At 66.6% G+C, this 24,697-nt stretch carries 25 protein-coding genes; 10 read left to right on the top strand and 15 right to left on the bottom strand.

Annotated features, from left to right (window positions below; all coding sequences use genetic code 11):
- Positions 1 to 372 precede the first annotated feature (372 nt).
- A complete protein-coding gene (locus AC5P9N_RS17000; RefSeq protein WP_024957075.1) occupies positions 373 to 756 on the bottom strand; it encodes a GtrA family protein in 384 nt (127 codons plus the stop codon).
- 84 nt (positions 757 to 840) lie between these two features.
- Here AC5P9N_RS17000 and glmU point away from each other — a divergent pair, with 84 nt between their 5' ends.
- Together glmU and AC5P9N_RS16990 are read left to right on the top strand one after the other, a co-directional pair.
- Positions 841 to 2,208, top strand: a complete 1,368-nt coding sequence (gene glmU / locus AC5P9N_RS16995; RefSeq protein ID WP_099484339.1) for a bifunctional UDP-N-acetylglucosamine diphosphorylase/glucosamine-1-phosphate N-acetyltransferase GlmU — start codon at positions 841 to 843, stop codon at positions 2,206 to 2,208.
- Positions 2,177 to 2,710: a GNAT family N-acetyltransferase gene (locus AC5P9N_RS16990; RefSeq protein WP_099484340.1), complete on the top strand. Its 534-nt coding sequence runs from the start codon at positions 2,177 to 2,179 to the stop codon at positions 2,708 to 2,710. Before glmU ends, AC5P9N_RS16990 begins: the two co-directional genes overlap by 32 nt.
- A gap of 56 nt (positions 2,711 to 2,766) precedes the next feature.
- Here the strand turns inward: AC5P9N_RS16990 and AC5P9N_RS16985 are convergent, their stop codons facing one another.
- From AC5P9N_RS16985 to AC5P9N_RS16955, 7 genes are all read right to left on the bottom strand, one after another.
- Positions 2,767 to 4,119 (bottom strand): sensor histidine kinase, encoded by a 1,353-nt coding sequence (locus AC5P9N_RS16985; RefSeq protein ID WP_024957073.1) that lies wholly within the window; start codon positions 4,117 to 4,119, stop codon positions 2,767 to 2,769.
- A complete protein-coding gene (locus AC5P9N_RS16980; protein WP_060380616.1) occupies positions 4,116 to 5,462 on the bottom strand; it encodes a sigma-54-dependent transcriptional regulator in 1,347 nt (448 codons plus the stop codon). The genes AC5P9N_RS16985 and AC5P9N_RS16980 overlap by 4 nt, the downstream gene beginning before the upstream one ends.
- A 123-nt stretch (positions 5,463 to 5,585) precedes the next feature.
- Positions 5,586 to 5,963, bottom strand: coding sequence for a PDZ domain-containing protein (locus AC5P9N_RS16975; protein ID WP_024957071.1), 378 nt, complete (start codon positions 5,961 to 5,963; stop codon positions 5,586 to 5,588).
- A gap of 16 nt (positions 5,964 to 5,979) precedes the next feature.
- Positions 5,980 to 7,197, bottom strand: coding sequence for an ABC transporter permease (locus AC5P9N_RS16970; protein ID WP_005411120.1), 1,218 nt, complete (start codon positions 7,195 to 7,197; stop codon positions 5,980 to 5,982).
- 20 nt (positions 7,198 to 7,217) lie between these two features.
- A complete protein-coding gene (locus AC5P9N_RS16965; RefSeq protein ID WP_043035642.1) occupies positions 7,218 to 8,516 on the bottom strand; it encodes an ABC transporter permease in 1,299 nt (432 codons plus the stop codon).
- A gap of 10 nt (positions 8,517 to 8,526) precedes the next feature.
- Positions 8,527 to 9,252 carry an ABC transporter ATP-binding protein gene (locus AC5P9N_RS16960; RefSeq protein WP_005411118.1) on the bottom strand — a complete coding sequence of 242 codons (726 nt, stop codon included), beginning with the start codon at positions 9,250 to 9,252 and terminating at the stop codon, positions 8,527 to 8,529.
- 35 nt (positions 9,253 to 9,287) lie between these two features.
- On the bottom strand, positions 9,288 to 10,565 hold the full coding sequence (locus tag AC5P9N_RS16955) for an efflux RND transporter periplasmic adaptor subunit (RefSeq protein ID WP_099484341.1): 1,278 nt from the start codon (positions 10,563 to 10,565) through the stop codon (positions 9,288 to 9,290).
- 203 nt (positions 10,566 to 10,768) lie between these two features.
- Here AC5P9N_RS16955 and glmS point away from each other — a divergent pair, with 203 nt between their 5' ends.
- Positions 10,769 to 12,607 (top strand): glutamine--fructose-6-phosphate transaminase (isomerizing), encoded by a 1,839-nt coding sequence (gene glmS / locus AC5P9N_RS16950; RefSeq protein ID WP_099484342.1) that lies wholly within the window; start codon positions 10,769 to 10,771, stop codon positions 12,605 to 12,607.
- A 446-nt stretch (positions 12,608 to 13,053) separates the two neighbouring features.
- Positions 13,054 to 13,485 (top strand): CBS domain-containing protein, encoded by a 432-nt coding sequence (locus AC5P9N_RS16945; RefSeq protein ID WP_005411115.1) that lies wholly within the window; start codon positions 13,054 to 13,056, stop codon positions 13,483 to 13,485.
- Between the two features lie 67 nt (positions 13,486 to 13,552).
- Here AC5P9N_RS16945 and AC5P9N_RS16940 read toward each other — a convergent pair whose 3' ends face one another.
- Entirely contained in the window at positions 13,553 to 13,981 is a 429-nt protein-coding gene (locus AC5P9N_RS16940) for a VOC family protein (protein WP_099484343.1), read from the bottom strand.
- A gap of 94 nt (positions 13,982 to 14,075) precedes the next feature.
- The gene (gloA, locus tag AC5P9N_RS16935; protein WP_043035640.1) at positions 14,076 to 14,594 is read right to left on the bottom strand and encodes a lactoylglutathione lyase; all 519 of its coding nucleotides are present in this window, start codon (positions 14,592 to 14,594) and stop codon (positions 14,076 to 14,078) included.
- Between the two features lie 125 nt (positions 14,595 to 14,719).
- On the opposite strand from gloA, the gene AC5P9N_RS16930 reads away from it, so the two are divergent.
- Entirely contained in the window at positions 14,720 to 15,832 is a 1,113-nt protein-coding gene (locus AC5P9N_RS16930; protein ID WP_005411112.1) for a PLP-dependent cysteine synthase family protein, read from the top strand.
- A gap of 138 nt (positions 15,833 to 15,970) precedes the next feature.
- Here the strand turns inward: AC5P9N_RS16930 and AC5P9N_RS16925 are convergent, their stop codons facing one another.
- Entirely contained in the window at positions 15,971 to 16,375 is a 405-nt protein-coding gene (locus AC5P9N_RS16925; RefSeq protein WP_044570892.1) for a hypothetical protein, read from the bottom strand.
- 170 nt (positions 16,376 to 16,545) lie between these two features.
- Here AC5P9N_RS16925 and AC5P9N_RS16920 point away from each other — a divergent pair, with 170 nt between their 5' ends.
- Positions 16,546 to 18,576, top strand: a complete 2,031-nt coding sequence (locus tag AC5P9N_RS16920) for a M3 family metallopeptidase (protein WP_099484344.1) — start codon at positions 16,546 to 16,548, stop codon at positions 18,574 to 18,576.
- 103 nt (positions 18,577 to 18,679) lie between these two features.
- Here the strand turns inward: AC5P9N_RS16920 and AC5P9N_RS16915 are convergent, their stop codons facing one another.
- From AC5P9N_RS16915 to AC5P9N_RS16905, 3 genes are all read right to left on the bottom strand, one after another.
- On the bottom strand, positions 18,680 to 19,483 hold the full coding sequence (locus AC5P9N_RS16915) for an SDR family oxidoreductase (protein WP_099484345.1): 804 nt from the start codon (positions 19,481 to 19,483) through the stop codon (positions 18,680 to 18,682).
- Positions 19,480 to 20,046, bottom strand: coding sequence for a DUF1415 domain-containing protein (locus tag AC5P9N_RS16910; RefSeq protein WP_099484353.1), 567 nt, complete (start codon positions 20,044 to 20,046; stop codon positions 19,480 to 19,482). The genes AC5P9N_RS16915 and AC5P9N_RS16910 overlap by 4 nt, the downstream gene beginning before the upstream one ends.
- 101 nt (positions 20,047 to 20,147) lie before the next feature.
- Positions 20,148 to 20,630, bottom strand: a complete 483-nt coding sequence (locus tag AC5P9N_RS16905; RefSeq protein ID WP_005411107.1) for a YajQ family cyclic di-GMP-binding protein — start codon at positions 20,628 to 20,630, stop codon at positions 20,148 to 20,150.
- Positions 20,631 to 20,756: 126 nt separating this feature from the next.
- Here AC5P9N_RS16905 and AC5P9N_RS16900 point away from each other — a divergent pair, with 126 nt between their 5' ends.
- From AC5P9N_RS16900 to AC5P9N_RS16890, 3 genes are all read left to right on the top strand, one after another.
- Positions 20,757 to 21,653: a DMT family transporter gene (locus tag AC5P9N_RS16900; protein ID WP_005411106.1), complete on the top strand. Its 897-nt coding sequence runs from the start codon at positions 20,757 to 20,759 to the stop codon at positions 21,651 to 21,653.
- A 201-nt stretch (positions 21,654 to 21,854) separates the two neighbouring features.
- Positions 21,855 to 22,862 carry a methionine ABC transporter ATP-binding protein gene (locus AC5P9N_RS16895; protein WP_049461469.1) on the top strand — a complete coding sequence of 336 codons (1,008 nt, stop codon included), beginning with the start codon at positions 21,855 to 21,857 and terminating at the stop codon, positions 22,860 to 22,862.
- Positions 22,859 to 23,548, top strand: a complete 690-nt coding sequence (locus tag AC5P9N_RS16890; RefSeq protein ID WP_005411104.1) for a methionine ABC transporter permease — start codon at positions 22,859 to 22,861, stop codon at positions 23,546 to 23,548. Before AC5P9N_RS16895 ends, AC5P9N_RS16890 begins: the two co-directional genes overlap by 4 nt.
- Before the next feature lie 70 nt (positions 23,549 to 23,618).
- On the opposite strand, the gene AC5P9N_RS16885 is transcribed toward AC5P9N_RS16890, so the two are convergent.
- Positions 23,619 to 24,221, bottom strand: coding sequence for a lipocalin family protein (locus AC5P9N_RS16885; RefSeq protein WP_099484346.1), 603 nt, complete (start codon positions 24,219 to 24,221; stop codon positions 23,619 to 23,621).
- Between the two features lie 128 nt (positions 24,222 to 24,349).
- Here AC5P9N_RS16885 and AC5P9N_RS16880 point away from each other — a divergent pair, with 128 nt between their 5' ends.
- Complete coding sequence (locus tag AC5P9N_RS16880; RefSeq protein ID WP_099484347.1) at positions 24,350 to 24,676, top strand: hypothetical protein; 327 nt, start codon at positions 24,350 to 24,352, stop codon at positions 24,674 to 24,676.
- Positions 24,677 to 24,697: the final 21 nt, after the last annotated feature.

Genomic DNA, 24,697 nt, shown 5'->3' with positions numbered 1-24,697 from the left:
AGTGCTCGACTATGGACGGTCAAACGGGCATTTTTATGGTGGTTCATCCGGGCTCTTTGGGGTCTGGAGAGGTGTGGTAACCACCATTTTCCAAAGATGTCCCGGATGAACAACGTACAGAGAGATCACAGTTAGTCGACTGCTCTACGTTCAGGCCGCGAAAATCTCGCGCTGCGCGCGTTAGTCGACTACCAGTCGACTCTACCAGTCCCGGTCCCCAGTCCCGATCCCGATCCCGATCACCGATCCCGATCACCGATCCCGATCACCGATCACCGATCACCGATCCCGGTCCCCGATCCCGATCCCGATCCCGATCCCGATCCCGATCCCGATCCCGATCCCGATCCCGATCCCGATCCTGGTGCCGTCTCAGCGATACACCACGTATCGCATCAGCAGGAACGACACACACGCCAGGCCGCCTTCCACCAGCGGTTTGGCAAGCCAGGTGTACTGCAGGCCCAGCGCATGGTCCACCAGGCTCACCAGCAATGTGCTCGCCACGGTGAGCAGCAGCCATAGGCCGAAGAAGCGTGCAAATCGCTTCCATCCCAGCTTGCGGGTGCCAGCCTCGGCAAAGGTGTAGCGGCCGTTGAGCCAGAAGCCCAGCAGCATGCCGGCCAGGCGCCCGGCGATGTTGGCCGGCGCCACGGGCATGCCCAGTGCGGTGGTGACCACGAACACGAGCCAGTCGAGCAGCAGCTGCACGAGCCCGATGACGAGGTAGGCGCTTCCCTGGCGGACGAGGCTCATCGGCATGGCGAGGAGAGGAGGGATGCCCATGTTAACGGCGCACGCTCTAGAATCACCGGCAACGAACCACGGACCGCCGTTCCCATGACCCAACCCCTGCACGTCATCATCCTCGCTGCCGGCGCAGGCAAGCGCATGAAGTCGGTGCTGCCGAAGGTGCTGCAGCCGATCGCGGGCCAGCCGATGCTGGCGCACGTGATCGACGCGGCCCGTGAGCTCCAGCCGGCGGCGATCCACGTGGTCCATGGCCATGGCGGCGAGGCGGTGCGCCAGTACTTCGCCGGCCAACCCGACCTGCAATGGGCCGAGCAGGCACAGCAGCTCGGCACCGGCCACGCGGTAGCGCAGGCGATGCCCCAGGTTCCCGACTTGGCGCAGGTGCTGGTCCTGTACGGCGACGTGCCGCTGATCCGTGCGCAGACCCTGCGCGACCTGCTCGCACAGCCGGGCCGGCTGGCGGTACTGGTGGCCGATGTCGATGACCCGACCGGATATGGCCGCGTGCTGCGCGATGCCGAGGGCAAGGTTGGTGCGATCATCGAGCAGAAGGACGCCACCGATGACCAGCTGCGCGTGCGCACGATCAATACCGGCATCATCGCCGCCGAATCGACCGCGCTGCGCCGTTGGCTGTCGCAGCTTTCGAACAGCAATGCACAGGGCGAGTACTACCTCACCGATGTCTTTGCGTTTGCCGCCCATGAATACACGCCGGCCGAAATGGCGCTGGTGGCCGACGCGCAGGAGGCCGAAGGGGCGAACGACCCCTGGCAGCTCTCGCAGCTGGAGCGTGCCTGGCAGCGTCGTGCGGTGCGGGCCTTGTGCGCACAGGGGGCGCGCGTGCGCGATCCCGCCCGGCTCGACATCCGCGGCACTATCACCGTGGGCAGCGACGTGCTGATCGACGTCGATGTCGTGCTCGAGGGCAACGTGGTGCTCGGCGACGGCGTCACCGTCGGTCCGTTCAACCGTTTGAAGGACGTCAACCTTGGGCCGGGCACCGAAGTGCGTGCGCACTGCGATCTGGAGGGTGTGGTTACCGAGGGTGCCGCGCAGATCGGCCCGTTCGCGCGCCTGCGACCGGGCACCGTGCTGGCCGATGGCGTGCACGTCGGCAACTTCGTCGAGACCAAGAAGGTCACGCTGGGTGTCGGTAGCAAGGCCAATCACCTCACCTACCTGGGCGATGCGGTGATCGGCAGCAAGGTGAACATCGGCGCTGGCACCATCACCTGCAACTACGATGGCGTGAACAAGTCGACCACCACCATCGGCGACAACGCGTTCATCGGCTCCAACAGCTCGCTGGTGGCACCGGTGACCATTGGCGACGGCGCGACCATTGCCGCCGGTTCGGTCATCACCCGCAATGCGCCGGACGGCAAACTGACACTGGCACGTGCCCGACAGGAAACCATCGATGGCTGGAAGCGCCCGCTCAAGAAGTCCTGAGCCCCGCATTCCCCGCGCCGATGAACTCGGTGTGCTGCCCGGCATCGAGCAGCGCGCCGGCGAGGTGTTGAGGGGCCATGAGGCCTATCCGGTGTTCGCCGGGCATGGCCTGGACCTGCCGACACTACAGGATGGCCTTGAACGCGGGCAGCTGTGGGTGGTGGATGCGGCTGACGGTGGCATCGCCGGCTATCTGCTTGCCGGCGAACTGGCAGGTGAGTTCCACGTGCTGCAGATGGATGTGGATCCTGCACACGCGCGGCAAGGTCATGGGCGCACGTTGTTGCGCCATGCATTGGTACAGGCCCGGGCGAGAGGCTATCGCTCGGCCGTGCTGACCACGTTGTCCGACGTGCCGTGGAATGCGGCCTTCTATGCCAGTGAAGGGTTCGTCGCCGCACCGGAGGCGGAGTGGGGTGCAGGGCTGCAGGCGGTGATGGCCGAAGAGGCCGCGCTGGGGTTTCCGATGCATCTACGCGTGGCGATGCGGCAGGCCTGGTAGGTGCCGACCTCGGTCGGCATATCCACGCATCGCGTGGATCTACCCGATCGGTCCGCTCAACCCACCGGCAGCAGGATCGACACGCACAACCCGCCATCGCTGCGGTTCTGCAGTGACACCCGTCCGCCGTGGGCCTCCACGATCTCCCGCGTCAGCGCCAGCCCCAGCCCGGTGCCATTGCGCTTGGTCGAATAGAACGGCATCAGTGCGTTCTGCAGCACCTGCTCGTTCATGCCCTTGCCGCGGTCAAGCACGTCCAGGCGCAGCCACTGCGGCAGCCGGGTCAGCTGTACCTGCACATCGTCGTTGGGCGGCTCGGCTTCAGCGCAGGCTTCGTGCGCATTCTTCAGCAGGTTCAACAACGCCTGCCCGAACTGCGCGATGTCGATGCGGCTGCTCAGCTCCTCGTCCGGCTCACGTTCCATGCCGAACGGGATCTGCTGGCGCAGGCTGGACAGGAACGGCGCCCAGTGCACGGTCTGCAGCTGCGGCTGCGGCAGCTTGGCAAAGCGCGCATAGCCGCGGATGAAGCCTTCCAGGTGGCGTGCGCGATCCTCGATGGTGGTGAAGATCTCGGGCAGCCGGTCAAAGCGTTCACGCTGCACCAGCACGCCGCCGGAATGGGCGAGCGAAGCAATCGGCGCCAGTGAGTTGTTGAGCTCGTGGCTGATCACCCGGATCACTTTCTTCCAGGTCTGCACTTCCTGGCGGCGCAGCTCGGCGGTCAACAGGCGCACCAGCAGCAGGTCGTGCGGACGACCGTTGAGCTGGAAGGCACGGCGCGAGAGGTGATAGACCTGCTCGTCATCCTCATCGCCGTCCTCCCCCTCGGCGTGCACCGCGAACAGGCTGTCACCGCCACGGGCGATGGCATCGCGCAGTTCCACCGGCACCTGTTCCAGCACGTCTTCCAGGCGCTGGCCTTCCAGCTTCCAGCCGCCGTGCAGCAGCTTGCGCGCGGCCAGGTTGGAGAACACCACGCGGGCGATGCCATCACCGCCGGAGGCGATCAACAGCATCGCAACCGGCGTGTTCTGCACCATGGTGTCCAGCAGCAGCTCACGTTGCACCAGGCCCTGCCGCTGCTCACGCAGTACATCACCCAGCTCCCGGTGTGCCTGCACCAGGTCGCCGAGCTCGTCATTGCCGGGCCAGTGCACGCCGAAGTTGTATTCGCCGTCGCGATAGCTGCTGGTGGTGCCCGCCAGGGCCCGCATCAGCGACCGCACCGGGGCGGTGGCCCGACGCAGCGTCCACCACATCAGCGACAGCAGGATCAGCGCCGACACCGTGGTCACCACCCAGCCATGGTCCATCCAGTAGGCCAGCAGCCACGGAAGTGCCGCAGCCAGTGCCAGCACCGGCAGCAGGCGCAGGAACAGGCGGAAAGTGAACGAGCGCCGCTTCATTCGCGTGGAATACCGTGGCGGTCCATGCGCCGGTACAGCGCCTGGCGGCTCAGGCCGAGCTCGGCGGCAGCCTGGGCGATGACGCCATGGTTACGCGCCAGCACCTCCTCGATGCGTGCGCGGTCGGGATCATTGCCTGCGCTGGGTGCCGGTCGTGGTACGACGGCTGCGCGCGGCAGGTTGAGATCGGCCACTTCGATGCGGTTGCCGGTGGCCAGCAGTTCGGCACGCTGGATCACGTTGCGCAGCTCGCGCACGTTGCCTGGCCAGGGGTGCCGCTGCAGTGCTGCGGTGGCGGCGCTGGACAGCGGCTTGCCAGCGGTCAGGAATCGCTCGGCCAGCGGCACGATGTCGCCCGGGCGGTCGGCCAGCGGCGGCAGCACCAGTTCCACCGTGTTGAGGCGGTAATAGAGATCTTCGCGGAAGGTACCGTCGCGGATCATCGCCGGCAGGTCGGCATTGGTCGCGCTGACCACGCGGACCTTGACCTGGCGCTCGCGGTTGGAACCCAGGCGCTCGAAGCGGCCGGTTTCCAGCACGCGCAGCAGCTTCATCTGCCCGCCGAGCGACAGGTTGCCGATCTCATCCAGGAACAGGGTGCCACCATCGGCGGCCTCGAACTTGCCTTCGCGCGCCTTGTTGGCGCCGGTATACGCACCGGCCTCGGCACCGAACAGTTCGGCTTCGATCAGTTCCGAGGGCAACGCGCCACAGTTGACCGCCACGAACGGGCCCTTGGCCACCAGCGAATTGGCCTGGATGATCTGCGCGATCTTCTCCTTGCCGGCACCATTCGCGCCGGTGATCAGTACCGGCAGTTCCGAGCGTGCGACCTGGCAGGCGAGGGCGATGACGCGCTCGCTGGCGGGGTCGGCGAAGACCGCGCCGCACAGGTCGTACTTCTCTTCCAGCGCGTTGCGCTGGTGCAGTTCACGGCTGCGGCGCCGGTCCAGTTCGCGGCGTGCCTCGGACAGTTCCAGCAGGTTGTTAACCGTGGTCATCAGCTTGCGGTCGTCCCAGGGCTTGGCCAGGTAGTCGGCCGCACCGGCCTTGACCAGGTCCACTGCACTGCTCAGGTGGGTCCAGGCGGTCAGCAGGATCACCGGCAGGTCCGGATGGCGCGCACGGATCTGCGCGAACAACGCTTCGCCCTCCTCACCGGAGGTGGTGTCCTCGCTGAAGTTCATGTCCTGGATCACCAGATCGACCGGCTGCGACTCGAGCAGGGCCAGCCCATCGGCGGGCGTGTGCGCCTGCAGGGTGTCGATGTCGTGCAGGGAGAACAGCACGTCCAGCGCAGTACCCACGCTGGCGTTGTCGTCGATGATCAGGATCGCAGGCATCAAGCGGTTCTGCAGAAAGGGATGGGCGGCGCCGATGGAGCCGTTCGTGTCCACGCACCGGGAGAGCCCGGCGCCACCCATCAAGCATAGCCAAACCTGTGGCCGTGCAGGAGCGGATGATGCTCAGCGCCCGGGTGGGGCTGGCGGAGGTGGTGGCGCGGGTGGTGGCGGGACCTCCAATGCCTGTCGCCACGCAGCGGCGTTGACCGCCACCGTCAGTTCGCGCTTGTCGCGGCGCAGCAACAGATAGGCGCTGGCCGCGTGGGAATGGCGCAGTGCCTCGGCCAGATGTTCAACCCGGCGCACCGCCGTGTCGTCCACGCGGAGGATGCGATCGCCACTGCGCACGCCGAAGCGCACTTCCGGGCTGGCGGCCTCCACATGCACCTGGCCTTCGGTCGAGCGCAGCGACAGCCGCGCTCCATCGCGGCGCCATTCCAGCGTCTGTGCGCTGCCACCACCGGCCAGCGCCGGCAGGGGCAGGAGCAGCATCAGGCACATCGCGCAGGCACGCATCTCACGCGCCCCGCGTGGCGACCGCAGGCGGTACCGCCGCCGCACGCCGTGCCGGACCGAACACCGCAATCTGGCCCAGTATCCACAGCAGCAGCGCACCCAGCGGCAGGTAGTACAGCGGCATGCGCGGCAGCTCGTACAGGTTCATCAGGGCCAGGTTGATCGCGTACGCCGCAAGCATGCCCAGCACGATGCCCAGCGAGGCCAGCAGGAAGTTCTCGGTCTGGAAGTAGCGCAGGATCTGCCCGCGGGTGGCGCCCAGCGCACGGCGGATACCGATCTGCTTGCTGCGCTGCTGCACCCAGAAGCTGGCCAGGCCGATGATGCCCAGCGCAGTGACCACCAGCAGCGAGATGCTGACGGTGATCAGCAGGCCGACCATCGCGCGGTCGTTCTTGAAGAAGTCCTTGCGCTGGTCTTCATAGGTCAGCTTGTCGCGCATCAGGCGGTTGGGGTCGTTGCGCTCCAGCGCGGCGGCACCGGCATCGAGTACCTCCTGGCGGCGTTCCGGCGAAGTACGCAACACGTAGGTACCACCCTTGTCGAAGCTGACCCGGATCGGCAGCAGCATCGAGTTGGTCCAGTTGTCATTCCAGCCATTAGGCGTGCTGAGCGTGTCGACGATGCCGACCACATGCAGCGACTGCTTGCCCATGTAGTAGGTCTTGCCCAGGGCGCTGCCGTTGGGCTCCATCTTGGCGGCGGTGGCCTGGGTGAGGATGACCGGGATGGCCTTTTCCTTGGCGCCACCCTTGCTGACGTCTTCGAAGTTCTGGTACTCGTCGGGCAGGAAATCGCGGCCGGCGATCAGATTGATGCCCATCGTGGCCAGCCCGTTCTCGGACAGGGTGTACATCGAAGCGTTGGTGGTCGGCCGTTCCTGGTCGATTACCCGCGAGATGCTGCTGCTGGAGGATCCGTTGCGGAAGGGAACCTGGTTGATGATGGTGACGTTGCTGACGCCGGGAATCGCGCGCAGCGATGCCAGGTCCTCGCGGGTGCGGGACATGGCGTCGGTCTGCTTGCCGATGCCACTGACGCGCAGCATCACCAGTTCGCTCTCGGCGATACCGCTGGGCATGCTGATTTTCTCCACGCGCTGGCTGACCAGGAACAGCGCGTTGCAGACGATGGCGCAGGTCAGTGCGACTTCCAGCACGATCAGGGCGGCAGCGGTCTTGTGCCGGCGCAGCGTGCTGAGGATGGGGCGGATGTCCATGGGAGTCCTCGTTCGGGTGCTTACTGCGACTTGAGCTGGATGGCCGGGGTGACCTGCATCGCGCGCCAGGCGGGCAGGAATCCGGCGGCGAGGCTGGCGAACAGGGTCAGGCCCAGCGCGAGCAGCAGCATGTTGCCGTCCAGGTGGGCCAGCTTTGCGTACTCCACCGGCTGCTGGCGCACCGCGAACAGGCCAAGCAGGGCCAGGCCGATACCCAGCACGCCACCGACCACGCCCACCGCGCCGGCTTCCACCAGGCACTGCAGGAAGATCTGGCCACGGCTGGCACCGAGTGCACGGCGCACGCCGATCTCACCACTGCGGCGCAGGAACTTGGCCAGCAGCAGGCCTACCGTGTTGACCAGGCAGACACCGAGGAAGCCCAGCGCCAGCCACAGCTGCAGGCGCACGTCGCTGGGCACGGCACCATTGAAGTCCAGCCATTCCATCACGGTGCGCAGGCGCACGTTCGGGGGATGCTTGAAGCGGCCGGCCTCGCGCTGCTGGGTCGAATAGTTCTCCAGGTAGCGGCGGTAGTCGCCGGCCTTGGCCGGGTCCATTTCCACCCAGTACTGCAGCCACGCGCAGGGTGCATTGAGCGAGTAGCTGTTGCCGTCGGGGTTTTCGCCGAAGCAGTTCATGTTGCCGTTGTTGCCGAGCTTCAGGTCGAACGAGGTGGAGATCGGCAGCAGCAGGTCTTCGTTCTTGCCGTAGCTGCCGGTGGTCAGGTCGTAGAAGTGCGGCTCCGGGCTCCATTCCTTCATCACGCCGACGATGCGGTAACTCTGGCCTTCCATGCGCAGGTCGCGGCCCACGCTGTTGGCGCCCTGGTACAGCTTGTCGTTGAGCGCCTTGGAGATGACCACCACGCGTGCGCGGCCTTCATCGTCCTCTCGCGTCCAGGGGCGGCCGTACTGCATGGGCACCTCGAACATCGGGAAGAAATCGGCCGAGGTCCAGCGGGTGTCGATGCTGAAGGGCTTGAGCGTGCTGTTGTCCGGTTCGATGGTGCCGCCGCCGCCGCTCATCAGCGCCTGGCGCTCGCCCTTGGCCTCGCGCAGCAGCGCTTCACCGTCGAAGCGGGTCAGCTGGGTTTCCGGTTCCTCGCCGGCGACATAGGCGCCGGTCGCGGCATCGAGCTGCACGTAGAACAGGCGGTCACTCTTGCCCGGAATCGGGTCGCCGGACAGCACGTGGAATACGGTCAACGTGGTCATCGAGGCGCCGATGCCGAGCGCGATGGCGATCACCATCAGCGCGGTCAGGACCTTGTTGCGGCGGAAACTGCGCGCCGCCAATCGGGCGTAGTAGGCGAACATGGTCGGGCCCTCACTCGTTGACGGCGACGATGTGGCGCAACGGCGTGGCCAGCACCGGCTCGCGCACCAGGTCGGTCACCTGGCCATCGACGATGTGCACGTTGCGCTGCGCACGCGCGGCCAGTTCCGGGTCGTGGGTGACCATCACGATGGTGGTGCCGGCGGCGTTGATCTCCTCCAGCAGCTCCATCACGCCCCGGGCCATCTGCGTATCCAGATTGCCGGTCGGTTCGTCGGCCAGCAGCAGGCGCGGGCTGCCGGCCAGCGCACGCGCGATGGCCGCGCGCTGCTGCTGGCCACCCGACAGTTCATTCGGATAGTGCTTCATGCGCGAGCCCAGGCCGACCTGGGTCAGTGCCTTCTCGATGCGTTCGCGGCGCTCGTTGGCGCTCATCCTGCGATAGCGCAGCGGAACGTCGACGTTGTCGAACAGGTTCAGGTCGGGGATCAGGTTGAAGCCCTGGAAGATGAAGCCGATCTTCTGGTTGCGCAGGCGGCTGCGGGCGTCGTCGCCCAGCGTGCTCACGTCCTGGCCGTCCAGCATGTAGGTACCGCTGGTGAAGGTTTCCAGCAGGCCGGCGATGTTGAGGAAGGTGGTCTTGCCGGAGCCGGAGGGGCCGGTGACCGCGACGAACTCACCTTCCTTGACCTGCAGTTCCAGCGAGCGCAGTGCATGGGTTTCCACCTGTTCGGTGCGGAAGACCTTGGCGACCGAACGCATTTCGAGCATGTACATGGGGTGTCCTCTCTCCAGGATTCAGGTATCAGGTATCAGTTGACGGAGACGCGTTCGGCGTCCTTGAACAGGTCGCTGCCGGAGACCACGATGCGGTCGCCTGGCTGCACACCCGACTTGATTTCCACTTCGCCCAGGCTGCTGACGCCCAGTTCCACCGGACGGCGCACGGCGGTGCGGCCATCCATCACGTAGGCCATGCCGTTGCCCTGTTCGACGAACGGGCCACGCTCGACCTTCAGCACGTTCTTGCGGGTATCGAGCAGCACGCGCACTGACATCCGTTGGCTCTGGCGCAGGCCTTCGGGCTGCGCGCTGGCAAAGCGCACGCGCGCGTTGACCTCACCGTTGACCACTTCCGGCGACACCGCGCTGATCTCGCCCGGGAACGGCTGGCCGTTGCCACCGGTCAGCTGTGCGGGCATGCCGATCGCCAGGTCGCGGGCGAAGCTCTCCGGCACCTTGATCTCGACTTCGAACTTGGACAGGTCGACCACGCCCAGCACCGGGGCATTGGCGGACAGGTTGGTTGACTGCACCGCCTGCACCTGGCCGACCTGGCCATCGAACGGGGCACGCAGCGTCAGCGCATCGACCTGGCGCTGTACTTCGGCCACCACCGCCTTCTGGCGATCGGCCAGCAGGCGCTTGTTGCGGGCATCCAGGTCCGCGCCCTGGCTCTGCAGGCGGGCATCGGTGGTGGCGTTGGCCAGGGTGATGTCGGCCTTCTTCAGCGAGTCCTTGGCCTTGGCCAGGTCGATCTGCGGCACCGCCCCGCCGTCGTAGCCGCGCTGGTAGCGCTGCAGGTCGCGGTCGGCGGCCTGCCGTTCGATGGTGGCCTGGTCGGTTTCCTTGCGCGACTTGGCGCGGGCCAGGGTGGCGTCCAGCGCGGCACGGCTGGCCTCGGCCTCCAGGCCGGCCAGGGTGGCCTGTTCCTGGGCCAGCTTGCTGCGCAGTTCGGGGCTGTCGATGACCGCCAGCTCCTGCCCCTTCTTCACCACGTCACCGGCGACCACCTTCAGGTCCACGGTGCCCGCAGAGATGGCATACAGGACCGGGCTGTTGGCGGCGATCACGCGGCCGTCGGCGGCGATGTCACGGACCAGGTCGCCCCGCTTCACTTCGGCGATGCGCACGCGGCTGCTGTCGAAGGAGCGGCTGGCGTTGGACCAGGCGTGCACGGCCCAGCCGATGCCGGCGAGCAGGGCGATCGTGCCCAGCGCCGGCCAACGGTAACGGAGCCAGTTGGCGCGCGGAGCGCTGGCCGGAGCGGAGGAAACGATCTGGTCCTGGGCGGAAGTGTCGCGGATCATCGGGTGCGTGCCTGACGGTGGTAGCCAGTACCAAGCACGTAGCGTGCCAACTTTATTTCCTTATGGGTCAATGGGTTGGGCTTTGATGTGAAGTGTCCGGGTGTCCGCGGACACCTTTCCGGACACTTTCATTAAGCGGACAGGAGGGGGAGCGCGGGCACGCAGGCTAGAATGCGACGATCGTCTTCAAGGAAACGCGTGACATGTGTGGAATCGTGGGTGCGATCGCTGATCGCGACGTAGTGCCGGTGCTGATCGAAGGCCTGAAGCGGCTGGAGTACCGTGGTTACGATTCCTCCGGCATCGCGGTGATCGACCAGGGTGAGCGCCGCGATGTACGTCGCGTGCGTCGTACCGGTCGTGTGTCGGAAATGGCCACGGCGGCCGAGGCCGAGGGCTTCAACGCGGTGCTGGGCATCGGCCACACCCGCTGGGCCACCCATGGGGGCGTCACCGAGGCCAACGCGCATCCGCACATCAGCCATGGCGTGGCGCTGGTGCACAACGGCATCATCGAGAACCACGAAGAGCAGCGCGAGAAGCTCCGTGCGCTGGGCTACACCTTCGAGTCGCAGACCGACACCGAAGTCATCGCACACCTGATCCACCATCACCTGAAGAGTGGTGACGACCTGCTGGTGGCGCTGCAGCATACGGTAAAGGAGCTGACCGGTGCCTACGCACTGGCCGTGGTCAGCCGTGCCGAGCCGGAACGCTTCGTCTGCGCGCGGATGGGCTGCCCGCTGCTGATCGGCCTGGGCGAGGGCGAGAACTTCGTTGCTTCCGACGTCTCGGCGGTGATCTCGGCCACCCGCAAGGTCATTTTCCTGGAAGAGGGCGATACCGCCGAGATCCGTCGCGATGGCGTGCGCATCTTCGACGAGCACGACCGGCCGATCGAGCGCGACGTGCATCTGTCCGATGTGTCGCTGGCATCGCTGGAGCTGGGCCCGTACCGCCACTTCATGCAGAAGGAGATCCACGAGCAGCCGCGCGCGCTGGGCGACACCATCGAGGCGGCGATCGACGCCGGTGGTTTCCCGGCCGAGCTGTTCGGCAAGAACGCCGAAGCCGTGCTGTCGGGCACTGAAGGCGTGCAGATCATCGCCTGCGGCACCAGCTACTACGCCGGCCTGACCGCGCGCTACTGGATCGAAGCCATCGCCGGCCTTCCGTGCAGCGTGGAGATCGCCAGCGAGTACCGCTATCGCGCGGCCTACGCGAACCCGAAGCATCTGATCGTCACCATCTCCCAGTCCGGCGAAACGCTGGATACGTTAGAAGCGCTGAAGTACGCCAAGTCGCTGGGCCACAAGCACACGCTGTCGATCTGCAACGTGCCGGAAAGTGCGATTCCGCGCGCCAGCGAACTGGTGTGCTATACCCGTGCCGGTGCCGAGATCGGCGTGGCCTCGACCAAGGCCTTCACCACCCAGCTGGCGGCACTGTTCCAGCTGACCGTGGTGCTGGGCAAGCTGCACGGCCGCATCGACGCGGCGCAGGAAGCGGACTACCTCGAGCAGCTGCGCTTCCTGCCGGGCAGCGTGCAGCACGCATTGAACATGGAGCCGCAGATCGCTGCCTGGGCCGAGCGTTTCGCACGCAAGAGCAGCGCGCTGTTCCTGGGCCGTGGCCTGCATTACCCGATCGCGCTGGAAGGCGCGCTCAAGCTCAAGGAAATCTCCTACATCCACGCCGAGGCCTACCCGGCAGGCGAGCTGAAGCATGGCCCGCTGGCGCTGGTGGACGAGGACATGCCGGTGGTGGTGATCGCGCCGAACGACAGCCTGCTGGAGAAGGTGAAGTCGAACATGCAGGAAGTGCGCGCGCGTGGCGGTGAACTGTTCGTGTTCGCCGACCAGGACAGCAACTTCAACGAGTCCGAAGGGGTGCACGTGATCCGTACGCCGCGTCATGCCGGCGTGCTCAGCCCGATCGTGCACACCATTCCGGTGCAGTTGCTGGCCTACCACACCGCGCTGGCGCGCGGCACCGACGTGGACAAGCCGCGCAACCTGGCCAAGAGCGTGACGGTGGAGTAACACCCGTCAGCTCGGTTGGAGGTTGCAAGCGAAGGGGGCCGTGTGGGCCCCCTTTCGTTTGTGCCGGTGGCAGCGGCAAGTGGGACAGTCACAGGGTGTTCTGTCCACCGTCGGCAGCAGGCAATCAATCTTTAACGCGTGGCATCGCGTGTATTCAGCGGCGGTTTCAGCCGCGGTGCCATTCTCTGGATCGTCGGTTGGTTCCCACGACGAACTGTCCCATCGATGCCGGTAGTGACCGATGGTCGCAGTCGTAGAATCGATTTGACCGAGGTCCGGGTTGAGCGGTTGAACCCACCTCGTTCGCGTTGCAGCACGTCGTCTGCCGATCCATTCCAAGCGGCAGCCGGGTGCGCCAGACGTGCGCTGAAAGGTCTGTTCCCGGGGAGGGGGCGTATCGGAAGAGCACACTTTTTGACTTCAGTGACCTGCACCAGGAAACAAGAATGAACGTCCGCGAACTCCTGCAATCCAAGAAAGAAGCTGTCATCACCATCGATGCCGAAGACACCATTGGTGCCGCCGCCCACAAGATGAGCGCGAACAGGATCGCTGCACTGGTGGTGATGAAGGACGATGCCCCGGTCGGCATCATTTCCGAGAAGGACATCGTGCGTACCCTGGCCGACGACGGCCCGCAGGCCGGCCGCCGGGTGATTTCCAGCCTGCCGTCCACCGGCCTGGAGGGCATCGCCCCGGAGGCCACCCTGAAGCAGGCCATGTCGTTGATGACGTACTCGCGGCGCCGTCATCTGATGGTCACCGAAGGCACTCGTCTGGTCGGCATCCTCAGCCTGGGCGACATCGTGAAGAACCTGCTGGGCGAGCTGGAGCTGGAAAAGGCCGTGCTGCAGGACATCTACATGGCCGCCCACTGAGGGCTGCAGCGCTGGAAGCAGAGAAGCCGGGCATTGCCCGGCTTCTTCGTTCACGGCATCGGTGAATTCAGAAAGTGACCTTCACCGAGTCGGCGCTGTAGTTGGCTGGGCCGTGGTAGACCACTTCGATGTTGTTGCCATCCGGGTCGAGCACGAACGCGCCGTAGTAGCCCGGGTGGTAAGGGCGTTCACCGGGCGCGCCGTTGTCGGTGCCGCCGGCGGCGATCGCGGCGGTATGGAAGGCATCGACGGTTGCGCTGTCGCGGGCCTGGAAGGCCAGATGGTGGCGGCCGGTCAGCTGGCCGGCGGCGGCCGTGCTGCTGGCGCTGGAAATGAACAGCTCATCGGCCCAGAAGTAGTCATCGCCTTCACCGGCGATCGGGATGCCGATCGAATCGAACACCGCCTGGTAGAAGCGGCGACTGGCCGCCAGGTCGCGCACTACCAGCTGGATGTGGTCGATCAGGCGGCCGCGGTGCAGTTCCATCGTTTCCATACGAACCTCGCAGAAAAAGGGGACGGAGGGGATTAAGTCGCTTCCAGCCCAATAATGCCAGAAACGACTTAATCCCCTCCGTCCCCTTTTCGGGTCAGACGTTGGCGATGATCTCGACCCAGTAGCCGTCCGGGTCCTTGATGAAAGCCAGGTTCTTCATGCGGCCGTCGGTCAGGCGCTTCTGGAAGGTCACGCCCAGATCCTCGAAGCGCCGGCAGGCGGCCTCGATGTCCGGCACCGACACGCAGATGTGGCCGAAGCCGCGCGGGTCGCTGTTGCCGTCGTGGTAGACCGCGCCGTCCTGGGTTTCGGTGCCGTGGTTGTGGGTCAGTTCCAGCACGCCCGGCAGCCCGGCCATCCACAGGCGGCGGGCGTTGTCATCTTCCGGCACCGTGGCGCCAGCGGGCACGTAGGCCAGGAAGTACAGGCTGAACTGGGCCTCGGGGAAGTCGCGCTTGTCGATCAGCTGGTAGCCGAGCACGCGGGTGTAGAAGTCCAGCGAAGCGGCAATGTCCTTCACGCGCAGCATGGTGTGGTTGAACACGAAGCCGGTGGTTTCGGCCGGGGCCTGGGCGGCGACGCCGGGAACATCGCGCAGGGCGGGAATGGTCATGGGGGAGGTCCTTCAGACAGGGCCGTTGCCGGCCGGATGGCGCCATTCTACCGGCCAGCACCTGACGGCACTGCGACGTACAATGGCCGGATCGCACCGTTCCGTCCTGACAACGATTGCCCGCCATGTCGCAGCGTGAATGGGTGGCTGCCGCCATCCGCAAGATCGAAGCTGATTTCAACCGTTCCGCCGATACCCACCTGATCCCGCTGGCGCTGCCAGGGTTCGAGGGCATCGACCTATACCTGAAGGATGAGTCGAGCCATCCCACCGGCAGCCTGAAGCACCGGCTGGCGCGCTCGCTGTTCCTGTATGCGCTGGCCAATGGCTGGTTGCGTGAAGGGCGTCCGGTGATCGAGGCCTCCAGCGGCTCGACCGCCGTGTCCGAAGCCTATTTCGCGCGGCTGCTCGGCCTGCCGTTCATTGCGGTGATCCCGGCCTCCACCTCGCCTGAAAAGATCGCCGCGATCGAGTTCCACGGCGGCCGTTGCCACCTGGTCGAACGTGCCTGCGACCTCAACTGTGATTCGGAAAAGCTGGCCCGTGAAACCGGTGGCCACTTCATGGACCAGTTCACCTATGCCGAGCGCGCCACCGACTGGCGTGCCAACAACAACATCGCGGAGTCCATCTTCAAGCAGATGGCCGAAGAGCCCAGCCCGGTTCCGGAATGGATCGTGTGCAGCCCCGGCACCGGCGGTACCGCAGCGACGCTGGGGCGCTATGTCAGCTATCGCCGGCATGACACCCGCATCCTCTGTGCGGACCCGGAAGTGTCGGTGTTCTTCGATGGCTACAAAGCCGCCGTGGCCGGTGAGCAGGACTGGCGCGGCCTGACCTGCAGCGGTGGCTCGCGCGTGGAAGGCATCGGCCGGCCGCGGGTAGAGGCGAGCTTCATCCCGACCAGTGTCGATGCGATGGTGAAGGTGCCCGATGCGCTGAGCCTGGCCGCGATGCGCCATGTCAGCCGCCAGCTGGGCCGCCGTGTCGGTGGCTCCACCGGCACCAACTTCATCGGTGTGCTGCAGGCGGCGCAGTGGATGCGCGAGGCGGGCCACCAGGGCAGCATCGTCAGCATCCTGTGCGACAGCGGCGAGCGCTACGCACAGAGCTACTACGACCCGTCGTGGTATGCGCGCCAGGGCATCGATGTCGACGGCGCCGATGCGCAACTGGCGGCGGCGGTGGCCGGGCAGGGACTGCCCGAATTGCCGTGGTGCAGCCTGGAAGCGTTGTAACGCGGCAACGCACGGCCGGCTGTGTGTCGGCTGGGTAGAGTCGACTGTTAGTCGACTGCTCCAGGTTCAGGTCGCGAAAATCCCGCGCTGCGCGCGAAAGTCGACTAACAGTCGACTCTATCCGGTCGCCGGGGCGGCTCAATATCCCGCTGCAGTGAACGCGTCCAGCACCGCGTCGCGCAGTGCATCGGGCAAGGCCTCGATGTCCATCGCGCGATCATCCAGATGCAGGCTCGGGTCCAGGATGCTCGCTCGGCCCTGGGCCAGCGCCTGCAGCCACAGCAGCACGCAGATCACGAACTCGCGCTCATGGCCCAGCCGCAGTTGGCTGGCGCCGCGTTCGATCACCTCGAACGGGTACCACTCCTGGGCGTCGTTGAACGTGCCGCCCTGCTGCAGCACTGCCTGCAGTTGATGCAGGTGACGCTGGGCATCGTCGCCGGCATCGCACAATGCGGCGATCCAGGTCAGTTCGGCCGGGCTGGCGGACAATGCCAGTGACCGGGCCGGTGAGGCGGATGCAACTGCAGCCAGACCTTCCATGTAGGGCCTCGTTCGGTGCGTACCGCTGCGGACTCCCCCGCAGCCAGAGCTTCGGTGCGCGACCGTAAGGCCGACGTGAATGCCGGGCCGTGCCCCCTTGTCAGCCCCGCCTGCCAGCGCCATATCCTGCATGCTGCCCGCCTGCCGGGCCCGTACCCTGGAGATCTGCCGTGACCGTTGCCAACCCCCTGCTCGATTTTTCCGGCCTGCCGCGCTTCGAGGCCATCCGCCCCGAGCACGTGGCGCCGGCGCTGGACGTGCTGCTGGCCGAGGCCGAAGCCGCCGTCAGCGCCGCCGAGCAGGTGCAGCCGGTCACCTGGCAGACCTTCGTTGCCCCGCTGGATGACGCCACCGAGCGCCTGTGGCGCGCCTGGGGTCTGGTCGGCCACCTGCAGGGCGTGGTCAACACCCCGGAACTGCGTGAGGCCTACAACAGCAACCTGCCGCGGGTGACCCGCTTCGCCAGCGCGCTGGGCCAGAACCTGGCGTTGTACCGGCAGTACCAGACGCTGGCCGCCAGTGCCGAGGCGGCGCGCTTCGACGCGGCCCAGCGCAAGGTGCTGGACAACACCCTGCGCGATTTCCGCCTCGGTGGTGCCGAGCTGGCGCCGGAGGCGCAGCAGCGCTTCGCGGCGATCAAGGAGGAACTGTCGGCGCTGTCGGCGAAGTTCTCGCAGAACGTGCTCGACGCTACCGATGCCTGGTCGCTGATCATCGAGGACGAAGCGCGGCTGAAGGGCCTGCCGGAAGACGTGAAGGCCGCCGCGCATGCCGCAGCACAGAAGGACGGCAAGGCCGGCTGGAAACTGACCCTGCAGATGCCGTGCTACCTGCCGGTGCAGACCTGGGGTGAGGACCGCGACCTGCGCGAGATCCTGTACCGCGCCAGCGCACAGCGTGCGTCCGAATTCGGCGATGAGTCCCTGGACAACAGCGGCAACATCGATCGGATCCTCGCCCTGCGCGCTGAACTGGCCGCGCTGCTCGGCTTCGATTCGTATGGCGATTATTCGGTAGCGACCAAGATGGCGCAGGACCCGGCCGAAGTGCTGGGTTTCCTGCGTGACCTGGCCGCGCGCGCCAAGCCGTTCGCGGCCAAGGACCGGGCCGACCTGGAGCAGTTCGCACGCGAGCAGCTGGGCATCGACAGCCTGCAGGCCTGGGACCTGGCGTTCGCCGCCGACCGCCTGAAGCAGGCCCGTTACAGCTATTCCGAACAGGAAGTGAAGCAGTACTTCACCGAACCGAAGGTGCTGGGCGGCCTGTTCTCGGTGATCGAGCAGCTGTACGGCCTGCGCGTGCAGGAGGACAGCGCACCGGTGTGGCATGACGACGTGCGCTTCTTCCGTCTGGTCGATGCGCAGGGCGCGCTGGTCGGCCAGTTCTATCTGGACCTGTATGCGCGCGAGGGCAAGCGTGGTGGCGCGTGGATGGACGATTGCCGCAACCGTCGCGTGCGCGCGGACGGCAGCGTACAGACGCCGCTGGTCTACCTGGTGTGCAACTTCGGCCGCGGTGCCAACGGCAGGCCGGCGACCTTCAGCCACAACGAAGTGACCACGCTGTTCCATGAGATGGGCCATGGCCTGCACCAGCTGCTGACCCGCATCGGCGAACTGGGCGTGGCCGGCATCAATGGCGTGGAATGGGATGCAGTGGAACTGCCCAGCCAGTTCATGGAGAACTTCTGCTGGGAGTGGGAGCACCTGCAGGCCATGACCGCGCACGTGGACACGGGCGAACCGCTGCCGCGCGGGCTGTACGAGCGCATGCTGGCCGCGCGCAACTTCCACAGCGGCATGGCCACCGTGCGCCAGCTTGAGTTCGGCCTGTTCGACATGCTGTTGCACAGCCAGTTCGAACCGGCGCAGGACAGCGTGCTGGCGCTGCTCGATCGCGTGCGTGCGGAGGTGGCGGTGAACCATCCGCCGGCCTGGAACCGCTTCCCGCACCAGTTCAGCCACATCTTCGCGGGCGGTTACGCCGCCGGCTACTACAGCTACAAGTGGGCCGAAGTGCTCAGTGCCGACGCCTATGCGGCGTTCGAGGAAGCGCCGCAGGCACTGGCCGAGACCGGTGCACGCTTCCGCGATGAGATCCTGTCGCGCGGTGGCAGCCGCCCGGCGGCGGAGAACTTCAAGGCCTTCCGTGGGCGCGCGCCGCAGATCGACGCGCTGCTGCGCCACTCGGGCATGGCGTAAACCGTTGTGGTGGGTGCCAACCCTGGTTGGCACTACACCGCCATCCACGCATGGCGTGGGTCTACCGGAATGCCGGCCAGCGGCCGGCACTACCGAAGACCGGTCATTCGGCGTAGATCATCTTCCGGGTCATGCCGCCGTCGACGATGAAGTCCTGGCCGGTGCTGAAACCGGACAGCGACGACAGCAGGTACACCGCCAGTGCACCGATATCTTCAGGGCGGCCGACCCGGCCGACCGGATGCTGTGCGTGGTCGATGGCCGAGTACTCTGGTTCATGGCGCCGTGAGGGTGCCTGCCACGCAGTGGTTCCGACCCAGCCGGGGCTGATGCTGTTCACCCGCACCGCCGGGCCGGCGCTGATCGCCAGCGCATGGGTGAAGGCCACCAGGCCACCCTTGGCCGCCGCATAGGCCTCGCTGTGCGCTTCGGATTGCCAGGCGCGGGTGGATGCGATGTTGATGATCGCGCCCGCAGCACTGTCCGTCAGCGCCGGCAGCGCGTGCTTGCTGCACAGGAAGGCGCCATGCAGCGACGACAGCCGGCGTTGCCATTCGTGCCAGTCCATGTCCTGCAGCCGCGTGCCGTGCGGCCCGGCGATGCCGGCATTGTTGACCAGCCCGTCGATGTGTCCGAAACGCTGCAGCGCCTCGGCGATGAAGTCGCGCACGCTGGCTTCGTCGGTGATATCCAAACGCTGGAACGCGGCATCCTCACCGCGCTGCCATTCGTCCAGGCAGGCCTGGCCGGCCTCCCTGTCCAGGTCGCCGATCAGCACGCGTCCGCCGGCACCGAGCACGGCCTGGGCAATACCGCGACCGATGCCGTTGGCGCCGCCGGTGACCAGCACCACCTTGCCCGACAGTGGCGCGGCCGGCCATGCGGCAATCGGCGGCACCGCGCTCACGTCAGGTCTTCGCCGCGCAGGCGACGATGCCAGCCGTCCACACCGATGCGGTCCAGGGTCTGGATGTTGCGCTCGACAATCACGTCCGGGTCCGGATACACATCCACCGCGCGCGCCACGCTGTCTTCGCGCAGCAGGTGCAGGGTGGGGAAGGGCGCGCGGTTGGTGTAGTTGCTGGCGTCGTCGGCGGCCACGCCCTCGAACTGGTAATCCGGATGGAAGCTGGCCACCTGCAGGATCCCCTGCAGGTCCAGTGCCTCGATCGCCGCATCGGCGTTGTCGAGGAAGTCGTTGTAGTCGAGGAAATCGCTCAGCACCTGCGGATGCACGATCAGCGTCGTGTCGATCTGCTCGGCCGGCGTGTCGCGCAGCAGCACCAGCTCCTCGGCCAGCTGTTCAACCAGCGCTTCTGTCGTGGTCGCATCGCTGAGCACGATGCGGACCTGGTCCTTCACGTATACCGCCTTGGCGAACGGGCACAGGTTCAGGCCGATGACGATGCGCTCCAGCCACAGGCGGGTGGCGGCGATCGGGTCATCGGTGGACAGGTCGGAATCGGTCATGGCGGGCACGTCGGCTGGCGGGGCCGACATTGTAGGCGCGTCGCTGGCAACGCGCCGTCGTACCTGCGGCTGGCAGCGCCGGGGGATTCCCGGCAGGTGGCTCAGTCGCGGAAATTGTTGAACTGTAGCGGCAGCTCGAACTTGCCGGCCTTGAGCACGGCGATGGCGTCCTGCAGGTCATCGCGCTTCTTGCCCTGCACGCGCAGCTTGTCGCCGTTGATCTGGCTTTCCACCTTCAGCTTGGCGTCCTTCAGGGCCGCCGCGATCTTCTTGGCGATCTTCTGCTCGATGCCCTGCTTGACGGTGATCTTCTGCCGGGCCTGGGCCAGGTTGGTCTCGATGTCGCCGAACTCCAGGCTGAGCACGTCGATGCCGCGCGCGGCCAGGCGAGCACGCAGGATGTCGTTCATCTGCTTGAGCTGGAATTCGGTCGGCGCGAACTGATTGATGACATCGCCGTCGCGCTCGAACTTTGCGTCCACGCCCTTGAAGTCGAAGCGGGTGGCCAGTTCGCGGTTGGCCTGGTCGATGGCGTTGGTCAGCTCGTGGGTGTCGACTTCGGACACGACGTCGAAGGAAGGCATGGGCGGTGCTCCGCAGGTTTCAGTGGCGATCATTCTATCGTGCCGGCCCGCGTGCCCGCTTTGTGTAGGGCCGAGCCCATGCTCGGCGGCCGCCCTACAATCCGGTGCGGTCGGCGATAATGGGCCATGAACGTGCAACGCTCCCCTTCGCGTGCGGTGGCCTGGATGGTCGCTGCGGTCGCCTGTTTCTCGCTGATGGACGCTGGCATGAAGCAGCTGTCGGCCAGCTATCCCACCCTGGAAGTGACTTTCCTGCGTGGTGCGGCCTCGTTGCCGTTCGTGCTGGTCTGGGTGCTGGTCAGTGCCGGCCCACGTTCGCTGGTGCCGCGGCGCTGGGGCCTGCACCTGCTGCGTGGCGCGTTGGGCATGGCGATGATCGGCTGCTTCGTGTTCGCCCTGCGCGACCTGCCGCTGTCCACCGCCTACACCATCTACTTCGTTGCCCCGCTGCTGATCGCCGCGCTGTCGGTGCCGTTGCTGGGCGAGCGGGTCGGGCCGCGGCGCTGGGTCGCCATCGGCATTGGCCTGGTGGGCGTGCTGGTGGTGCTGCGGCCGGGCGTGGATGGCTTCATCTCGGTGCCCGGCCTGATGGTGCTGGCGGCGGCAACGGCCTATGCCGTGGCGGCGATCACGGTCAGCCTGCTGACCCGCACCGATACCTCGCAGTCGATGGTGGTCTGGTTCCTGGTGATCATGGCCATCGGCGCCGGCCTGCTCGCCATTCCCGGCTGGGTACCGCTGCAGCTGGCACACGCGCCTTTGATTGCCGGCATGGGCCTGGCCGGGGCGCTGGGCCAGATTGCCCTGACCAAGGCCTTCCAGCTGGGCGAGGCCTCGATGATCGCGCCGCTGGAGTACAGCGGCTTGGTCTGGGTGATCGGCTGGGATCTGGCCTTCTGGGGCCAGCTGCCGGACGGCTATACCTGGGTGGGCGCGGCGATCATCGTCGCCTCGGGGCTGTACCTGCTGCATCGCGAGCGGGTAAACCGGCAGGAACCGCCGAAGCCGCTGGATCATCCCTGAGCCCGGGGGTAGTGCCGGCCGCTGGCCGGCAACCCCTTGCGCCGGAGGGACCGCTGCAGGTGCCGGCCAGCGGCCGGCACTACCGGGGACAGTTTCTTAGAACCAAAAGGAATAACATTCTGGGCCATGGCGCGGGCGCGCGACCGCCTGCGCTGGTAGGCTGCACGCCCCCTTCCGTCACCCAGCCGGTGAGCCACGCCCGTGATCGAGTTCCAGCGCCTGCACAAATCCTATGCCGTTGCCGGCCGCGAAGTCAGCGCGCTGCAACCGTTGGACCTGACCATCGAGGCCGGTGAGGTGTTCGGCATCATCGGCCATTCCGGCGCCGGCAAGTCGACACTGATCCGCATGATCAACCGCCTGGAAGAACCCAGTGGTGGCCGGCTGCTGATCGGCGGTGAGGATGTCACCGCGCTGGACGCGGACGGCCTGCGCGCGCTGCGCCGGCGCATCGGCATGATCTTCCAGCACTTCAACCTGCTGTCCTCGCGCACGGTGGCTGGCAATGTTGCCTTCCCGCTGGAACTGGCCGGCACGCCGAAGGCGGAGATCGACGCGCGCGTGGCCGAGCTGCTGCAGACCGTGGGCCTCGAAGCGCATGCGCAGAAGTATCCGGCGCAGCTGTCCGGTGGCCAGAAACAGCGCGTCGGCATCGCCCGCGCGCTGGCGACCCGTCCGCAGATCCTGCTGTGCGACGAGGCCACCAGTGCGCTCGACCCGCAGACCACCGCTTCGGTGCTGTCGCTGCTGTCGAAGATCAATCGCGAGCTGGGCCTGACCATCGTGCTGATCACCCACGAGATGGACGTGATCCGCCGTGTCTGCGACCGCGTTGCGGTGCTCGATGCCGGCCAGATGGTCGAAACCGGTCCGGTCACCCGGGTGTTCCTGCACCCGCAGCACCCGACCACGCGCCGTTTCGTCAGCGAATCGGAGCATGTGGACGAGGGCACGCTGCACCGCGATTTCGATGCCGTCGGTGGCCGCATCGTGCGCCTGACCTTCCTCGGTGGCGACACCTACGAACCCCTGCTCGGCCGCGTCGCGCGCGAGACCGGGGTCGACTACAACATCCTGTCCGGCCGCATCGACCGGATCAAGGACACCCCGTATGGCCAATTGGTGGTCGCCCTGGTGGGCGGCGACCAGTCCGCCGCGCAGGCCGCGTTCGTGGCCGCCGGCGTGCATGTTGAGGAGCTGCGTCGATGATCATCGCTACTGCCGGCGGATTCTTCCGCCACCTGGACGCGGGCAAGTGGGCCGACATCGGCCAGGCCACCATCGACACCCTGCTGATGCTGCTCGGTTCGCTGCCGCTGACCCTGGCCATCGGCCTGCCGCTGGGCGTGCTGCTGTACCTGTTCGGTGCACCGCAGATGAAGCGCCGTCCGTTCGCCTATGGCGTGCTGGCGCTGGTGGTGAACCTGCTGCGCTCGGTGCCTTTCATCATCCTGATGATCGTGCTGATCCCGGTCACCCTGTTCCTGATGGGGACGTCGCTGGGTGTACGCGGTGCGATCGTGCCGCTGGTCATCGGTGCCGCGCCGTTCTACGCGCGCCTGGTCGAGACCGCACTGCGCGAAGTGGACCGTGGCGTGATCGAAGCGACCCAGGCGATGGGAGCCACCACCTGGCAGCTGGTCACCCGCGTGCTGCTGCCGGAAGCGCGCCCGGGCCTGATCGCTGGCGCAACGGTCACCACCGTCGCGCTGATCGGCTTCACCGCGATGGGCGGTGCGATCGGCTCCGGTGGCCTTGGCGACCTGGCCTTCCGCGACGGCTACCAGCGCTCGCACACCGACGTGGCGCTGGTCACCGTGGTCCTGCTGCTGATCCTGGTGCAGCTGCTGCAGATGCTTGGCGACCGCCTGGTCGCGCATTACAGCCGCAGATAACAGAATGCCGGGCGGCGCCCGGCATCTCGTTCGGGTAGTGCCGGCCGCTGGCCGGCAATCCCACGTGCGGTCAACGCACGTTCGGTACTTCGTAACCCAGCTTCCCGACCTGCTCCGGGTGCTGCGGCACGCGCTTGAGCTTGTCGGTGTTCACCCCGTACTCGTCCCGCAGGCGTTCGGCCAGCTCCTTGTACAGGGCTTTGTCCATGTCCGGCGTACGCGAGAAGATCCAGGCCATCTCGCGGCCCGGGTAACCGATCAGTGCCCACGAGTAATCCGGTGCCACTTCCAGCACCCGCGAATGGGTAGGCACGACGCGGTAGAACCAGGTGCGCCAACCGTGGTTGCCGCTGTCCGGGTCGACGCTGGCGCGGGCACGCACTTCCTGCAGCGGTTCGCCGAAGCCATCACGGTAGCGGTAGGTGATGCCGACCTTGTGCTCGTCGCGCAGTTCGTAGTCGTTGACGCTGGCCACATGGCCACGTTCGATGAAGTTCGGCACGCGGCCGATCACGTACCAAGTGCCCATGAAGCGCTTCAGGTCGATCGGCGCATCCGGGTCGGCCGCGCGCGGGGTGCTGGCGCGGGGCGATGGCGGCTCACTGGCGGCCACGGCGGGGCCCGCCAGGGACAGGGCCAACAGCATGGCGCAGAGCGGGCGGATCGAAGTCATGCGGGAGCGGGCTCAGAAGGGCTTTGCCTGAGCATGGTCGACTGAGCGTGCGCGATCCGTCAATGGTGTCGCAACCTGTGAGAAGGGCCTTGCCCAAGCTGTGTTGCATTGTCCACCGGAGAAGCCCCATGAACGCACGTTCCGTCCGCCGCCCTGCAACTGAACGCGTCATCATTGAACGCGCCGATCCGCGCCTGCTGCGCAGCGTGCGGCAGGTGGCCCTGGCCGGCCTGGCGCTGGTACTGGTCTGGCCGGCCGCGCGTGGCAGCAACGCCTGGCTGGGCTGGCTGCCGATGTGGCTGGTGGGCATGCCGCTGATGGCCTGGTGGGCGCTGCTGCGCTTCCCTGTGCCGCGCCTGTCGTGGCTGCGGCTGGCCCGTCGCACCGGTGGACAGGCGCATCGTCGCACCGCCGGGACGCCCCGCCGTCGCCGCCGCGCTACGGCCACGGCCTGACCTTCGACACGGGGGCGGCTG

It is taken from the genome of Stenotrophomonas sp. YJH_SMC_6 (genome assembly GCF_059371335.1).
Note: the sequence above shows the minus strand (reverse complement) of the source record. Positions and strands in the feature narration are given on the sequence as shown.

Excerpts from the sequence above, each read along its gene's own strand:
- AC5P9N_RS17000 (WP_024957075.1), bottom strand. The coding sequence starts at position 756 with ATGAGCCTCGTCCGCCAGGGAAGCGCCTACCTCGTCATCGGGCTCGTG.
- glmU (WP_099484339.1), top strand. The coding sequence starts at position 841 with ATGACCCAACCCCTGCACGTCATCATCCTCGCTGCCGGCGCAGGCAAG.
- AC5P9N_RS16990 (WP_099484340.1), top strand. The coding sequence starts at position 2,177 with ATGGCTGGAAGCGCCCGCTCAAGAAGTCCTGAGCCCCGCATTCCCCGC.
- AC5P9N_RS16985 (WP_024957073.1), bottom strand. The coding sequence starts at position 4,119 with ATGAAGCGGCGCTCGTTCACTTTCCGCCTGTTCCTGCGCCTGCTGCCG.
- AC5P9N_RS16980 (WP_060380616.1), bottom strand. The coding sequence starts at position 5,462 with ATGCCTGCGATCCTGATCATCGACGACAACGCCAGCGTGGGTACTGCG.
- AC5P9N_RS16975 (WP_024957071.1), bottom strand. The coding sequence starts at position 5,963 with ATGTGCCTGATGCTGCTCCTGCCCCTGCCGGCGCTGGCCGGTGGTGGC.
- AC5P9N_RS16970 (WP_005411120.1), bottom strand. The coding sequence starts at position 7,197 with ATGGACATCCGCCCCATCCTCAGCACGCTGCGCCGGCACAAGACCGCT.
- AC5P9N_RS16965 (WP_043035642.1), bottom strand. The coding sequence starts at position 8,516 with ATGTTCGCCTACTACGCCCGATTGGCGGCGCGCAGTTTCCGCCGCAAC.
- AC5P9N_RS16960 (WP_005411118.1), bottom strand. The coding sequence starts at position 9,252 with ATGTACATGCTCGAAATGCGTTCGGTCGCCAAGGTCTTCCGCACCGAA.
- AC5P9N_RS16955 (WP_099484341.1), bottom strand. The coding sequence starts at position 10,565 with ATGATCCGCGACACTTCCGCCCAGGACCAGATCGTTTCCTCCGCTCCG.
- glmS (WP_099484342.1), top strand. The coding sequence starts at position 10,769 with ATGTGTGGAATCGTGGGTGCGATCGCTGATCGCGACGTAGTGCCGGTG.
- AC5P9N_RS16945 (WP_005411115.1), top strand. The coding sequence starts at position 13,054 with ATGAACGTCCGCGAACTCCTGCAATCCAAGAAAGAAGCTGTCATCACC.
- AC5P9N_RS16940 (WP_099484343.1), bottom strand. The coding sequence starts at position 13,981 with ATGGAAACGATGGAACTGCACCGCGGCCGCCTGATCGACCACATCCAG.
- gloA (WP_043035640.1), bottom strand. The coding sequence starts at position 14,594 with ATGACCATTCCCGCCCTGCGCGATGTTCCCGGCGTCGCCGCCCAGGCC.
- AC5P9N_RS16930 (WP_005411112.1), top strand. The coding sequence starts at position 14,720 with ATGTCGCAGCGTGAATGGGTGGCTGCCGCCATCCGCAAGATCGAAGCT.
- AC5P9N_RS16925 (WP_044570892.1), bottom strand. The coding sequence starts at position 16,375 with ATGGAAGGTCTGGCTGCAGTTGCATCCGCCTCACCGGCCCGGTCACTG.
- AC5P9N_RS16910 (WP_099484353.1), bottom strand. The coding sequence starts at position 20,046 with ATGACCGATTCCGACCTGTCCACCGATGACCCGATCGCCGCCACCCGC.
- AC5P9N_RS16905 (WP_005411107.1), bottom strand. The coding sequence starts at position 20,630 with ATGCCTTCCTTCGACGTCGTGTCCGAAGTCGACACCCACGAGCTGACC.
- AC5P9N_RS16900 (WP_005411106.1), top strand. The coding sequence starts at position 20,757 with ATGAACGTGCAACGCTCCCCTTCGCGTGCGGTGGCCTGGATGGTCGCT.
- AC5P9N_RS16890 (WP_005411104.1), top strand. The coding sequence starts at position 22,859 with ATGATCATCGCTACTGCCGGCGGATTCTTCCGCCACCTGGACGCGGGC.
- AC5P9N_RS16885 (WP_099484346.1), bottom strand. The coding sequence starts at position 24,221 with ATGACTTCGATCCGCCCGCTCTGCGCCATGCTGTTGGCCCTGTCCCTG.
- AC5P9N_RS16880 (WP_099484347.1), top strand. The coding sequence starts at position 24,350 with ATGAACGCACGTTCCGTCCGCCGCCCTGCAACTGAACGCGTCATCATT.